Annotated in this window: 13 protein-coding genes; 9 read left to right on the forward strand and 4 right to left on the reverse strand. The window is 72.8% G+C overall.

Annotated elements, in window-relative coordinates:
* From O7613_RS12665 to O7613_RS12700, 8 genes are read left to right on the forward strand one after another with little or no spacing between them, the layout of a single operon-like run.
* Nucleotides 1-1,104 carry a 6-phosphofructokinase gene (locus O7613_RS12665; RefSeq protein ID WP_282294005.1) on the forward strand — a complete coding sequence of 368 codons (1,104 nt, stop codon included), beginning with the start codon at nt 1-3 and terminating at the stop codon, nt 1,102-1,104.
* 11 nt (nt 1,105-1,115) lie between these two features.
* Nucleotides 1,116-2,414, forward strand: a complete 1,299-nt coding sequence (locus tag O7613_RS12670; protein WP_282294007.1) for a sugar ABC transporter substrate-binding protein — start codon at nt 1,116-1,118, stop codon at nt 2,412-2,414.
* Between the two features lie 4 nt (nt 2,415-2,418).
* Nucleotides 2,419-3,372, forward strand: a complete 954-nt coding sequence (locus O7613_RS12675; protein ID WP_282294008.1) for a sugar ABC transporter permease — start codon at nt 2,419-2,421, stop codon at nt 3,370-3,372.
* Nucleotides 3,369-4,184, forward strand: coding sequence for a carbohydrate ABC transporter permease (locus O7613_RS12680; RefSeq protein ID WP_282294009.1), 816 nt, complete (start codon nt 3,369-3,371; stop codon nt 4,182-4,184). Before O7613_RS12675 ends, O7613_RS12680 begins: the two co-directional genes overlap by 4 nt.
* Before the next feature lie 5 nt (nt 4,185-4,189).
* On the forward strand, nt 4,190-5,176 hold the full coding sequence (locus O7613_RS12685; RefSeq protein WP_282294529.1) for an alcohol dehydrogenase catalytic domain-containing protein: 987 nt from the start codon (nt 4,190-4,192) through the stop codon (nt 5,174-5,176).
* Nucleotides 5,173-6,033 (forward strand): DUF2090 domain-containing protein, encoded by an 861-nt coding sequence (locus O7613_RS12690; protein ID WP_281588460.1) that lies wholly within the window; start codon nt 5,173-5,175, stop codon nt 6,031-6,033. The genes O7613_RS12685 and O7613_RS12690 overlap by 4 nt, the downstream gene beginning before the upstream one ends.
* A complete protein-coding gene (locus tag O7613_RS12695; protein WP_281588458.1) occupies nt 6,030-6,680 on the forward strand; it encodes a GntR family transcriptional regulator in 651 nt (216 codons plus the stop codon). The genes O7613_RS12690 and O7613_RS12695 overlap by 4 nt, the downstream gene beginning before the upstream one ends.
* Nucleotides 6,667-7,695, forward strand: a complete 1,029-nt coding sequence (locus tag O7613_RS12700) for an alcohol dehydrogenase catalytic domain-containing protein (protein WP_282294011.1) — start codon at nt 6,667-6,669, stop codon at nt 7,693-7,695. The genes O7613_RS12695 and O7613_RS12700 overlap by 14 nt, the downstream gene beginning before the upstream one ends.
* A gap of 100 nt (nt 7,696-7,795) precedes the next feature.
* Here O7613_RS12700 and O7613_RS12705 read toward each other — a convergent pair whose 3' ends face one another.
* From O7613_RS12705 to O7613_RS12720, 4 genes are all read right to left on the reverse strand, one after another.
* Nucleotides 7,796-9,448 (reverse strand): class I adenylate-forming enzyme family protein, encoded by a 1,653-nt coding sequence (locus O7613_RS12705; protein WP_282294013.1) that lies wholly within the window; start codon nt 9,446-9,448, stop codon nt 7,796-7,798.
* A 120-nt stretch (nt 9,449-9,568) separates the two neighbouring features.
* Nucleotides 9,569-10,333: an ABC transporter permease gene (locus tag O7613_RS12710; protein WP_281588452.1), complete on the reverse strand. Its 765-nt coding sequence runs from the start codon at nt 10,331-10,333 to the stop codon at nt 9,569-9,571.
* Nucleotides 10,334-10,335: 2 nt separating this feature from the next.
* Entirely contained in the window at nt 10,336-11,313 is a 978-nt protein-coding gene (locus O7613_RS12715) for an ATP-binding cassette domain-containing protein (RefSeq protein WP_282294015.1), read from the reverse strand.
* Nucleotides 11,314-11,373: 60 nt separating this feature from the next.
* Nucleotides 11,374-12,564 (reverse strand): glycosyltransferase, encoded by a 1,191-nt coding sequence (locus tag O7613_RS12720; protein WP_282294018.1) that lies wholly within the window; start codon nt 12,562-12,564, stop codon nt 11,374-11,376.
* A gap of 32 nt (nt 12,565-12,596) precedes the next feature.
* On the opposite strand from O7613_RS12720, the gene O7613_RS12725 reads away from it, so the two are divergent.
* Entirely contained in the window at nt 12,597-13,535 is a 939-nt protein-coding gene (locus tag O7613_RS12725) for a 3-oxoacyl-[acyl-carrier-protein] synthase III C-terminal domain-containing protein (protein WP_282294020.1), read from the forward strand.
* The last annotated feature ends 80 nt before the right edge of the window (nt 13,536-13,615 follow it).

Here is a 13,615-nt window from a genome sequence, read left to right on the forward strand (position 1 = left end):
ATGCGCCTGCTGATCGGACAGACCGGCGCGCCGACGAGCGTCGTCAACGCCAGCCTCCGCGGCTTCCTGGAGGCGGCGGCGGAGCACGACGTGCTGGCGTTGCGGGGCGGCCCGGACGGTCTCGTCGAGGGCCGGTTCACCCCGGTCACCGCCGCCGACGTGCCGGTCGCGGTCACCCGGCACGGCGGGTCCTGGCTCGGCGCCGGGCGACGGGCGGTCACCGGGGCCGACCTCGACACCGCCCTCGACGTGCTGACCGCCAACGGCGTCGACGGCCTGGCCCTGATCGGCGGCAACGGGACCATGGCCCTGCTGCACGCGCTCGCCGGCCGGGCCGCCGCGACCGGCCGCGACCTCGCCGTCGTCGGCGTCCCGAAGACCGTCGACAACGACCTCGTCGGGGTGGACCACTGCCCCGGGTACGGCTCCGCCGCGCGCTACCTGACGACAGTCGTCCCGGACCTGGCCCGCGACCACGCCGCCATGTCCGGCATCGAGCCGGTCCGGATCGTGGAGACCCTCGGCCGTTCGGTCGGCTGGCTGGCGCTGGCCGCGACCTGGCACCGCGACGACCCGGCGTACGCGCCGCACCTGGTCCTGATCCCGGAGCTCGCGTTCGACCGGGCGGCGTTCCTCACCGCCGTGCAGGACGCCCTGCGCGTCCACGGCCGGGCGTTCGTGGTAGTCAGCGAGGGCGCGGCGAGCGGGCTGACCGACGATCCGTTCGAGGCCGTCAACCATGCCCGGATCATCGTCGGCGGCGTCTCCCGGGCGCTCGCCGGGCTGGTCGGCGCCGAACTGGGGGTCACCGCCCGCGGCGAGGTGCTCGGCATGGTCCAGCGCAGCAGCGGCGCGCTGGCGAGCGACGTCGACCGGGCGGAGGCGACGCAGGCCGGGCGGCACGCGGCCACGCTGCTCGCCGACCGCGCCACCGGACTGATGGTCGGCCTGCACCGCAGCGCCGGCGCCACCACGTACGACCCGGTGCCACTCGCGGAGGTGGCCGGCCGGACCCGGCCGGTGCCCCCGCGGTGGCGCAGCACCAACCCCGCCGACCTCGGCGACTTCCATGACTGGCTCGCCCCACTCCTCGGTCAGAACTGAAAGGCACACTGATGCGGAACAAGATTCTGAGCGCCGGGTTCGCCCTGGCCCTCGTCGGCGGGCTCGCCGCCGGCTGCGGTGGCGGCGACGCCTCGGGCGACGGCGCCGACGAGATCACCCTCGTCATGTCCAACCACCCGTGGCAGAAGGCCATCGAGCCGCTGATCCCCGAGTTCGAGCAGGAGTCGGGCGTCCGAGTGAAGGTGCAGACCTTCGCCGAGCAGCAGGCCCGCGACAAGATCTCGCTGACGTTGCAGTCGCGCAGCTCGTCCATGGACGTGTTCATGACGCTGCCGTCGCGGGAGGGCCTGCAGTTCAGCAAGGCCGGCTACTACGCCCCGCTGGACGACTACATGAACAAGTCGGCGGAGTACGACGTCGCCGACTTCCCGGCCGCGGTCAAGACCGGCATGACGATCCAGGACAAGACCATCGCCGCGCCGGTGAACGTCGAGGGCGTCGTCCTCTACTACCGCACGGACCTGTTCGAGAAGTACGGCATCACCCCGCCGAAGACCCTCGACGAGCTGCCCACGGTCGCCGCCGCGATCAAGCAGAAGTCCGACGGCAAGATCACCCCGATCGCCCTGCGCGGCCAGTCCGCCGCGCTGCCGTTCACGTTCGGCCCGTTCCTGCACTCGCAGGGCGTGGAGTGGACCAAGCCGGACGGCACCCCGAACTTCGACTCGCCCGGCGCCGCCGACGCGATCGCCCGGTACGCGACCCTCGCCAAGGACTTCGGCCCGCCCGGCGTGGTCAACAACACCTTCACCCAGTCGTCGGCGCTCTTCGCGGCCGGCAACGCGGCGATGGAGCTGGAGTCCAGCAACGAGATCAGCGCCATCAACGACCCGAAGACCTCCAAGGTCGTCGGCAAGATCGGCGTGCTGGACTTCCCGGCCGGCTCGGCCGGCTCGAAGTCGACGGTCCTGAACTGGGGCGTCGCGATGTCGTCGTACTCCAAGAACAAGGACGCCGCCTGGAAGTTCATCGAGTGGGCGACCGGCAAGGCGACCCAGCTGAAGCTCACCGAGGGCGGCATCGCCCCGCCCCGGACCTCGGTGGCGCAGGACAAGAGCTACACCGACACGCTCGACACCGACACGCTCAAGCAGTGGAGCGCTGCCCTGGCGAACGTGCAGGCCAACGGCTCCACCGAGGTCGGCCCGGTGGGTGTCGCCGCGCCCGAGATGCGCAAGGTCGTCGGCGACGCGGTCGGCAAGGCGATCCTCGGTCAGGCGGACGCGGCCACCGCCGCCAAGGAGATCCAGGACGGACTGACCCCGCTGCTGGCGAAGAACGCCGGATAGCGCCATGAGTGACCTGATGACGAAGCCCTCCGCCGCCTCCGGACCCGCCACCGCGGGCCCGGGGGCGGGGGCGGCCCGCCGTAGGCGCCGCCGGCACGATCCGACCGCGCGGGGCGTGTGGCCGTTCGCGCTCCCGGCGGTGCTGGTCACGGCCGTGCTGGTGCTGGTGCCGGTGGGGTACGCGATCTGGCTCTCGGTGAGCGACCGGCAGGCCGACGGGACGAACTCGGGCTTCCTCGGGTTCGCCAACTACGCCGATATGTTCGGCAACCCCGAGTTCTGGAACTCGCTGAAGATCACGCTGTTCCTCTTCGTGGTCTGCCTGCTCGTGGAGACCGTCCTGGGATTGGCGCTCGGCTACGTGATGAGCCTCGACGTGCCCGGCCGGCGGATCTTCCAGGGCATGATGCTGATCCCGGCGATCACCGCGTCGGTCGCGGTCGGCCTGGTCTGGTTGCTCATCATGGACCCGACGCTCGGCGCGGCCAACCAGCTCCTCGGCAAGGTCGGCATCGACCCGGTGGTGTGGCTCGGCGACCCGGACATCGCGCCGTGGTCCATCGCGCTCGTCGACATCTGGCAGTGGACGCCGTTCATGGCGCTGATCATCGCGGCCGGGATCCGGTCGCTGCCCGAGGAGCCGTTCGAGGCCGCCGCCATCGACGGGGCGAGCGGCTGGCGTACGGCCTGGAACATCGGCCTGCCGCTGCTGCGCCCGGTGCTCACCGTGGCGATGCTGCTGCGCACCGTGGACCTGGTGCGCTTCTTCGACACGATCTACATCATGACCCAGGGGGGTCCGGTGAACTCCACGAACACCCTCAACGTGTACGGCTACAACGCCGGCTTCGTGGACCAGGAGCCGAGCTACGCCGCCGCCCTCCAGATCGCGCTGCTCGCCCTGGTGGTCGTCATCGCCGGCGCGTTCACCTGGTTCCGGCAGCGGGCGTCGCAATGAGCAAGCGACTCAGCGGCGTGTACGCCGCGTACCTCGTGTTCACCCTCGTGTTCTTCGGCCCGGTCCTGTTCATGCTCTGGTCGTCGCTGCGGAACAACGTCGACATCACCGGCTCGCTGTTCGACGTCGGGTCACCGCTGACGCTCGAGAACTTCACCAACCTCTTCGAGCGCTTCACCTTCGGCCGCTACATCGCCAACAGCTTCATCGTGGCCGGCGGCTCGACGATCCTCGGGCTGGTCCTCGGCGCGCCGGCGGCGTACGTCATCGTGCGCCGCAAGCTGGCCGCGCTCGGCTTCCTCACGCTGCTGGCCCGGATGGCGCCCGGCGTGCTGTTCGTGCTCCCGCTGTTCGTGCTCTCGGTGCGTGTGGGCGGCCCGGACAGCGTGGCGCTCAACTACACCCTGCTGATCGTCGCGCACCTGATCATCACGCTGCCGCTGTGCATCTGGCTGCTGGTGCCGTTCTTCGAGGAGATCCCGATCAGCATCGAGGAGTCGACGCTCATCGACGGCGCGAACGCCTGGCAGCGGTTCCGCCGGATCGCGCTGCCGCTGGCCCTGCCCGGGGTGTCGGTCGCGCTGACGCTCAGCTTCGTCTTCAGCTGGAACTACTTCCTGTTCGCGCTGGCCCTGGCGAACGACCGGACGCTGCCACTGACCGTGATCGCGTTCAACTTCATCGGCCAGGGATCCAACGACTTCGGCGGCCTGATGGCCGCGAGCACGCTCATCTCCGCGCCCGCCCTGCTGCTGACGATCTTCGCGCAGCGCTGGTTGGTGCGCGGCATCACCGGAGGAGCCGTCAAGTGACGTCCATGCGGGCCCGGTTCCGGGGCCACGGCGAGATCGAGTTCGAGAAGGCGCCGCTCGGTGACATCGCCGACGGCGACGTACGCCTACGGGTCGACGTCTGCGCGCTCTGCGGATCGGACAAGCGGCTGCTGCACAGCGGCTCGCCGGTCGTACCGGGCCACGAGATCGGCGGCACGGTCGTCGGGGGCGCGCTGCCCGAGGGCACCCGGGGCATCGTCTACATCCCCGTCTTCTGCGGCGCCTGCGTCCGCTGCGTCGCCGGCCGCACCAACCAGTGCCTGCACCTGTCGGAGCTGATCGGCTGGCAGCGCGACGGCGGTTTCGCCGAACACGTGGACGTGCCGGCGCGGTGCGTCCTGCCGGTGCCGGACGACATCCCGCTGTCCGTCGCGGTCCTCGGCCTGGACACGGTCGGCACCGCGGCGCACGCCCTGCGGCTGGCGCTGCGCACCCAGGACACGGTGGACCGCGCGCTCGTCGTCGGGGCCGGGCCGCTCGGCCTCGGTGTCGTCGCGGTCGCGCAGGCCATGGGCGTCGCCGTGGACGCCTTCGACCCGAACCCGGCGCGCCTGGCGACCGCCACCGCGCTCGGCGCCCGCCCCGCCGGCGACCTGTCCGCCGAGAACCAGTACGACATGGTCGTCGAGGTCAGCGGCGCCGACGCGGCCCGGGAGACGGCACAGCGGGTGGTCCGGCCCGGCGGCACGGTCGTCGCGCTCGGCGAGTCGAACGAGCCGTACACCATGCCGGCGACGCCGCGCTGGCGGCGGACCGACTGCTACACGGTGCGGTCGTTCTACTTCCCCGTCGACGAGGTCGACGCGAACTGGGACCTGCTGCGGGGCGTCGGTGCCGCCCTGCGCGACCTGATCGTCAAGCCCCTCACCCTGCCCGAGCTGCCCGAGGCGTTCGCCCGCTTCGTGGCCGGCGACCACGTCAAGCCCTGCATCGTGTCGACGGACGCCCATCTCACGGAGGTAACCCGATGAGCCTGTTGATCCTCGCCGTCGACCAGCGTCCCTGGCTCACCCAGGCGCTCTACGGTCACACCCGGACCGCGCTGCCGGCCGAACGCGCCGCGGTCACCGACGGCAAGCACATGGTCCTGGACGGGCTGCTCGCCGCGCTCGACGCCGAGCCCCGGCTGGCCGAGCACGCCGGCATCCTGGTCGACGAGCAGCTCGGCGCCGGCGTACCCGAGCGGGCCCGGGCCCACCACGTGACGCTGAGCATGCCGGTGGAGCGTGGTGGCCGCGAGCTGTACGAGACCGAGCCGGACGACCTGCCGGGTTTCCTCGCCCACTTCCGACCCGAGCTGCCCAAGGTGCTGGTCCGCTACCAGGTCGAGGGATCGGCCGCGGACAACCGCGAGCAGCGGTCCCGGCTCGCCAAGGTCGCCCAGGCGGTACGCGACGCCGGCGGTCGGTTCCTCTTCGAGCTGCTCGTCCCGCCGACGGCGGAGCAGCGGGCCGTCCCGACCGAGGTGTTCGAGACCGAGGTACGGCCGGCGCTCATCCACCGGGCCATGACGGAGATCGCCGAGGAGGTGCCCGTCGACGTGTGGAAGCTGGAGCACCTGGGCGCGCCGGAGCACTACCGGACCGCCGCCGCCCTCGCCGCGCAGGCCGGCGGCGAGTGCATCCTGCTCGGCGCGAACGCGCCGCGGCCCACCCTGGACCGGTGGCTCACCGACGCGGCGGACAACGGATTCACCGGCTTCGCGATCGGCCGTAGCATCTGGTGGGAATCGTTGCGCGGACTTCTGGCCGGCGAGTTGACGCGGCCCGAGGCGGTCGCGGCGGTCGCCGCCAACTACCGCCACTTCGCAGGGACGTTCCTCAGGTGACAAGTCTTCTCCAGGCCGACCAGCAGCGCGTCGGCGAGGTGCTCTACAAGACCCTCCGCGACCGGATCATCTCCGGTGAGCTGCGGCCGGGCACCCGGCTGAGCGTCCCGGCCCTCGCCGAGGAGTTCCGGGTCAGCCGCAGCCCGGTCCGGGACGCGGTGATCCGCCTGGTGCAGGAGAACCTGGTCACCGAGACGATGAACCGTGGCGCGGAGGTCGCCCGCATCTCCCCCGCCGAGCTGGTCAGCCTCTACGAGGCGCGCGAGGTGCTGGAGGGCGCGGTCGCCCGGCTGGCCACCGGGAAATACCACGCGACGCTGCGGCGGACGCTGCTCGCGCTGCTCGCCGAGCACCGCACCGTCGCCGCCACCGGCGACTTCGCCCGCCACATCGAGCTGGACGCCGCGTTCCACCGGGAGATCCGACAGGCGGCGCAGAGCCCGGTGCTGGCGCAGATGCTCGACAGCGTCCAGACCCGGGTGCTGGTGGCGATGCGCTCGACCAGCCTGACCGGGGGCATGGTCCAGGCCGTCCACGACCACCAGGCCATCTTCGAGGCGATCGGGTCCGGCGACGCGGAAGCCGCCGAGGAGGCCGCCCGCGCCCACATCCGGCGACTCAAGGAGCTGCTGCGTGCTGCTGACTGAGGCCCGTTTCTTCGGCGCCGGGGACGTCCGGCTGCTCCGGTCCGCGCCGCCGCCGCTGGGCCCGGCCGAGGTGGCGATCGCGCCGCTCGCGGTGGGCGTCTGCGGCACCGACAGCCACATCGTCGCCGGCAGCTTCCCGGCCGCGCCGCAGGTCGTGCTCGGGCACGAGGTGTGCGGCCGGGTCACCGAGGTGGGCGCCGAGGTCGACGAGCTGACCGTCGGCGACCTGGTCACCGTCGAGCCGCACGACTACTGCACCAGGTGCGCCTACTGCCGCCTCGGGCAGGAACACCTCTGCGACCGCAAACGCGGCTACGGCGTCAAGCTCGACGGCGGGATGACCGAGCGGATGACGGTGCCGGCGCGGATCGCGTACCGGCTGCCGGACGGGACGCCGCCGTGGATCGGGGCGCTCACCGAACCGCTCGCCTGCTGCCTGCACGGGGTGGACCAGTTGGACCCGCGTTCGGGGCTGCCGATCCTCATCTTCGGCGCCGGACCCGCGGGCGCCATGATGGTCGCCCTGGCCCGGGCGCGCGGGCTCGCCCCGATCGTGGTGCTCGACCCGCGCGCCGACCGGCGCGACGCCGCCCTGCGGATGGGCGCGGACGCCGCCCTCGACCCGGCGGCCCTCGCCGAGGCGGTCGCGCTCACCGACGGCCTGGGCTTCCCGCACGTGATCGACGCGGTCGGGTCCGGCCGGATCCTGGAGTCGGCGGTCACCGCGTCGTCGCGCGGCGGCCGGATCCTCGTCTTCGGGGTGGCCCGGCCCGACGACGAGGCCCGGGTACGCCCGCACGACATCTTCTCCCGGGAGCTGACGCTCGTCGGCGCGGTGATCAACCCGTACACCCATCACCGTGCCGTGCGGATGCTGCCGACCCTCGGCCTGGACCGGCTGCGACCGGCGTTCTACGGCCTGGACGACCTTCCGGCGGCCCTGGACGCGCAGCGCGCCGGCACGGCCGACAAGGTGTTCGTCGCGCCGCACGGCGTCGCCGCCGCGCGCGGCTGACGGCGACTTCGGAGCGGACGCCGGCTGTCCGCGCGCGGCTGACCGGGCCGACGCCGGCTGTCCGCGCGCGGCTGACCGGCGGGTCCGGGGCCGACGCCGGCTATCCGGCGGCCGGCGCCCCGGCGTCGGCCAGCAGGCGCTGGCGCATGAGGAACTTGCGCACCTTGCCGGTGGGTCCCATCACCACGCCGTCCTCGGGGACGGTCACCACCCGCCGCAGCGTCGCGGCCACCGCCGGGCCCAGCGCCGCCCGGACCCGCTCGGTGCGGTCGAGCGTGGGATCGGCGTCGTCGGCGAGCAGGAGCAGCACGTCGGTGACCGTCCCGCCGCCGTCGGCGGTGGCGGCCACGACCGTGCAGTCCCGCACGTCCGGGCAGTGCGCGAGGATGCGCTCCTCGGACAGCGCGGTGTAGAGCCACGCGCCGTCGCCCAGGTCGACCGCGTCGCTGGCCCGGTCGACGTGGTGGTAGTCGCCGTTCGGATCGCGGTACATCAGGTCGCCGGTCAGGTAGTAGCCGTTCAGCCGGGTCCGCCAGGTGGTGACCGAGTCGTTCCAGTAGCCGATCGCCAGCGTCGGCGACTTCAACCCGACGTGCCCGACCTGCCCCTCCGGGACCTCCTCGCCGGTGCGCACGTCCAGCAGGGCGATCTCGGCGAACGGGTACGGCTTGCCGACGCAGCGGTCGTAGCGGTCGCTGCCGAGCCGGTGGGTGATCCGGAACGCGCCGTGGCCCATCTCGGTGGAGCCGAGCATGTCGACGAACTTGGAGCCGGGCACGTCGACCATGCCGTCCCGGGTCCAGGTGGGGTGGCTGCCGACGGCGACCAGCCGGCGTACGTGCGACTCGTGCGCGCAGTCGCCGGTGTTGAACCAGTTGCGCACCGAGCTGAGGTCGCGGGTGCTCAGGTCGACGCGGGCCAGCTCCGACCAGGTCACGGCGAAGCCGAACACGCCGGTCGGACGCCACCGCTCGATCGCGTCGAGGATCGTCTCGGCGCTGCGCGCAAACGGGCCGCCCTGCGCCGACAGGCAGAGCAACTGGTAGCCGTTGCAGAGCGCCTGGTTGAGCGTGATGATGCCGGCGGCGTGCGCGGCCGGCAGCGCGGACAGCTCCCGCACCTCGCCGTACGGCCGGGACTCGGTGAGCCGTACCGCGCGGATCGCGGCGAACAGGCCGTGGTGCGAGTGGACGATCGCCGCCGGCACCCGGGTGGTGCCCGAGGAGTGGGTGATGACGACCGGGTCCTCCGGGTGGTGGCGGTGGTGCGGCGGGGCCTGCGCGGGGTCACCGGCGCCGATCTCCGCCGCGTCGCCGAGGATCGGCACGCCGAGGTCGTGCTCGCGCAACGCGGCGTGGTCGGCGTCCACCACGACACCGACGCCGCGCAGCCGGCGGACGAACTCGGCGGCCAGCTCGACCGGCATATTGCCGTTCATCAGCGCCGGGATGGCACCGAGCCAGGTGAGGGCCAGGAAGGTGAGGAACACGTCCGGCGCGGAGGTCACGTACACCGCGACCGGGTCCCGCCGGCCGATGCCACGCGCGGCGAACCAGGCCGCCCGGGCGGCCACCCGCTCGGTGAGCGTGGCGAGTGACAGCGGGGTCCAGGCGGGGATCCCGTCCACGTCGACGTCGAACGTCACCCGGGGCATCCGCATGTCAGCCCCGTGCTCGGCCAGCCGCAGCAGGACGTTGCCCGCGCCCAGTTCCTGGTCCGCCGCCAGGGTCGCCCGGAAGTTGTCGGCACCCAACGCGTTGCCTCCTCTGTGTGACACGCCCACCGAAGCCACGCCCCCGCGCGCCCTCACCGCGCGAGGACACGATCAGGCTAGAGCGCCCGTCACGGCGAGACAATGGTCTATATAGGACGGTCAGGAGACCTCGCGGTTGAACAGGTGCGACGACCAGAGGAGGCTCGCGGCGGCCAACCCGACCATGATGAGCGCGCCCTGCCACACCACGGTCTGGAAGATCTGGCCGGCGAACAGCGCCCGCATCCCGTCGGTGGCCCAGGCGAACGGGTTCCAGAGCGCGACCCGCTGGATCCACATCGGCGCGAGCACCAGCGGAATGAGCACGCCGGCGAGCAGCGAGATCGGCTGACCCACGGTGTTCACCAGCACGCCGAGGCTGTTCTCGTTGCGGACCAGCAACGCGATGTCGTACGAGATGGACGTGCTCAGCAGCACCATCACGCCCAGCAGCCCGTACGAGACGAGCAGGTTGACCAGGTGCACGCGCAGGCCGAACGGCAGCGCCACAAGCGTGACCACGACCGCCTGCGTCACGTTGAGGCACACGTGCATCAGCGCCCGGCCGAGCAGCAGCGCGGTGCGGCTCACCGGCGTCACCCGGCACCTGTCGATGATGCCCGCGCGCAACGCGCTGAGCAGCCCGTAGCCGGCGAACAGGCCGCCGAACAGCCCCATCGCCACGAACAGGCCGGGCACATAGATGCGGTAGGCGTCGGCGTACGTGGACGCGCCCCGGTCGACCATCACCACCTTGAGGAACGGGGCGAAGAGGATGAGGTAGGTGATCGGCTGGGCCAGGCTGAACGCGACCATCACCGGGTTGCGCACCATCAGGCCGGCTTCCTGCTGGAAGATCAGCCAGGTGTCACGGACGAGTCGCACCGTCACTCCTCAAGCGAACGGCCGGTCTTGGCCAGGAACACGTCGTCGAGGCTGGGCCGGCGGGTCTCGATCGCGGCCGGCTCGACGCCCCGGTCGTAGAGCGCCCGCATGATCTGCGGGATGGCCGTGGCGGCGCTGTCGACGTAGAGCCGCAGGGTGGCGTCGACCGGCTCCGCCGCGCGGACGTAGGGCGCCTCGGCCAGCAGCTTCGTCGCGGCCGGCAGGTCACCGCCGGCCGCGTCGACGAGGTCGGGCGCGGCGAAGTCGATCGCGACCACGTCGCCGGAGATCTCGCGCTTCAGGTCGGACGGCGTGCCCTCGGCGACGATCCGGCCGGCGTCGATGATGGACACCCGGTCGCACAGGCTGTCCGCCTCGTCCAGGTAGTGCGTGGTCAGGAAGATCGTCATGCCCTCGTCACGCAGCCGCCGCACCTCCTGCCACATCCGGGTCCGGCTGGGCGGGTCGAGCCCCGCGGTGGGCTCGTCCAGGAACATCACCTGCGGCGAGTGGATGACGCCGAGCGCCACGTCGAGCCGGCGGCGCTGCCCACCCGAGTAGGTCCTGATCTTCCGGTCGGCGAAGTCGTCGAGCTGGAACGCGCGGATCGCCGCCGCCGCCAGCTCCTGCGCCACGCTCTTCGACCGGCCGTGCATCCGCGCCTGGAGCACCAGGTCCCGGCGGGCCGTCGAGTCGTCGTAGGTGCCGCTGGCCTGCGCCACGAACCCGATCCGCCGCCGCACCTGGGCGGGCGAGCGCAGCAGGTCGACGCCCGCGATCGTGGCCGCTCCCCCGCTGGGCTTCAGCAGCGTCGCCAGCATCCGCAGGGTGGTGGACTTCCCCGCGCCGTTGGGGCCGAGGAAGCCGACGATCTCGCCGCGCCGCACCGCGAAGTCGACCCCGCGTACCGCCTCGACCGTGTTGGCGCCACGGCCGCGACCCACCTGGAACGACTTGCGAAGGCCGGTGGCCTCGATCATCGAGCCTCCTCGTGCGGCGGCCACGCCGGGCCGACCCGCCACGGCGCTCGCGCGGGTGCGTCAGGTCAGGCTAGTGGGGCCCGGAGCGTTGGACAACGGTCGATGTGCGCGGGCCAGCTCGGCGAGGTGCGCGGCGGCGGCCCGGGCACCGCCCGCCGCCGCGAACGACTCCCCCACCCGACACGCCCCGGCCCGGTACGCCGGGTCGTCGAGCACGGCGGTCACCGCCGTGGTCAGCTCCGCCGGGGTGGCCGCGTGGAAGGACACCTCGACGCCGGCCCCGGCGCGCGTCACCTGCCGCGCCACGGCCGGATGGTCGTGCCGGATCGGCGCGACCACCACCGGCACGCCGTGCGCCATCGCCTCGGTGACCGTACCCAGCCCGCCGTGCGACACCACGGCGTCCAGGCGCGGCATCAGCTCCAGCACCGGCACCCGGGGCGCGACGAGCACGTGCGCCGGCGGGTCCGGCACCAGCTCCGGCGAGGCGGTAAGGACCACCTGGAGGCGGTCGGCGAGCGGCGCCGTGGCGGCGAGCGTGCGGTGGAAGAAGTCGCGGGCCAGGTGCTCGGCCATCGTCCCGACCGTGACCAGCAGATGCCGACGGTCCGGATCCCAGGCGTCCCAGGCGAAGCCGGGCGCGTGCGGGCGCCGGCCCAGGGCCGGCCCGACGAGCACGCACCGCGCCGGCATCGCCGCCGGACCGGTGAGCGCCGCCGTGGTCAACCCGATCACCAGGTACGGCGAGAAGCGCAGATCCAGCGTCCCGTCGACGGGCAGGTCGGTCATCGCCCACACCCGCGTCAACTGCGCCCGCACGTAGTCGGCGAACTCCGGCATCTCCTCGCCCGGCGGCGTCAGCTCCAGCATGCCGACGCAGAACGTCGCCCACGGCAGCCCGTGCCGGTGCGCGGCGAGCGCGCCGGCCAGCGCGTACTGGTCGGCGACCACCACGTCCGGCCGGTAGTCGACGACCGCCCGCTCGGCGGCGTCCCGGATGAAGCGGTTGGCCGGCAGCACGTGCCCCTCCCAGAGGCTGCGCACCGAGGCCATCCCCGTCCCGCCGTCCGCCCGGTAGTGACGCTTGCCGGTGGGATAGAGCGTGGCGTCCGCGCCGATCATCGGCCGCAGGTCGCTGCGCGGCCCGCACCACGCCACCTCGTGCCCGGCGGCCTCAAGCTGCTGGGCGATGGCGTAGGGCGCGTTCAGATGCGAGTGCACCGGCAGCACCACGAAAAGGAACCGAGCCACGTCGATATGATGGCACGCGTGACGGTGTACGGATGACGGCGATCGACGCCGTCTCGGTGTTCCTGCCGAGCCACCGGGTGCCGATCGAGACCCTGGCCGCGCCGCTGCGCCTGACCGAGATGCAGATCCGGCTGTTCCGGCGGTTCCACGGCCTGACCGAGGTGCGCCGCGACCCCGCCCGGTCCCTGCCCGACCTGCTGCTGCGCGCGGCCGACGGCCTCACCGCGCTGCGCGGCGCCGAACACCGGGTGCGGTTCGTCCTGTACGGCCGCGCGTTCCCGGTGGTGGCCCCGTACCCGGCCAACCCGCTGCACGACGTCTGCCGGGCGCTCGGCCTGGGCCACGCGCTCGCGTTCACCCTGACCCAGCAGTCCTGCGCCAGCGCGCTCACCGCGATCGAGGTGGCCGGCCGGCTGCTCGCCGCCGAACCGCACCAGCCGGGCGAGGAGCCGCTCGCGCTCGTCCTCACCGGCGAGAAGGCGTTCACCCGCGACGCCCAGTTCATCCCGGAGACCTCGGTGTTCAGCGAGGGCGCGTCCGCCTGCCTGGTCAGCGCGCACGGCGACCGGGACCGGCTGCTGGCGTACGCCTGCGCCCAGCGCGGCGAGTTCGACGTGGCCGGCGGCGAATCCCCGGCCCGGTTCCAGCGCGCGTACCGCCCGGCGCTGGCCGACGTGATCGGCCGCGCCCTGGCCGACGCCGGGGTGGGGCTGGCGGACCTGCGGCTGGTGCTACCGCACAACGTCAACCTGATGACCTGGAAGCGGCTGTGCAAACTGATCGGGCTGCCGCTCGACAAGGTGCTGCTGGACAACATCACCGGGGCCGGGCACGTCTACTGCGCGGACGCGTTCGTCAACTACCGCACCGCCCGGGAACGCGACCTGCTGCGCCCCGGCGACCGCTACCTCGTCGCGGCCGTCGGCGCCGGCGACGGGGCGACGTTCGCCGCCATGGTGTTCGAACACTGACCTGGGAGGCGTCCTGCTGCACCTGATCCGCGCCGCGCGCCGGGAGTTCACCGGCGCGGCCGACCTGCTCGCCGACCCCG

The organism is Micromonospora sp. WMMD975, from assembly GCF_029581215.1.
In the GTDB taxonomy this organism is placed as follows: Bacteria; Actinomycetota; Actinomycetes; order Mycobacteriales; family Micromonosporaceae; genus Micromonospora.